1 pseudogene is annotated in these 258 nt (G+C 47.7%); it reads right to left on the reverse strand.

Features of this window, described 5'->3' with window-relative positions:
* A pseudogene (locus tag CF394_RS15360) lies at positions 1–258 on the reverse strand (glycoside hydrolase family 32 protein); the annotation flags it as partial.

Below are 258 nucleotides of genomic sequence, written 5' to 3' on the forward strand. Positions count from 1 at the left end.
ACTGGGGTTCTGCTTCGTCTGCCGTAAATTCGTTGCCGTTGAAGCTGCCTGTCCAGTATGCATAAGTATTCGGCTTGCCGGTCCCTTTCCCGTTGGCGCTTGCTCCAAGAACCCATTTATATGTTCCGTCATCCGCCCGCATCTTATACAGATCCGGACATTCTATGATGCCGATATTTTCTGTTTGAAAACTACCTGTATAACGCCATTCCTTAAGGTTTTGCGATTCGTAAAAGCCGACTTTCGTTCCTTCAGCCA

The sequence above is a fragment of the Tetzosporium hominis genome (assembly GCF_002265435.1).
Taxonomy (GTDB): domain Bacteria; phylum Bacillota; class Bacilli; order Bacillales_A; family Planococcaceae; genus Chryseomicrobium; species Chryseomicrobium hominis.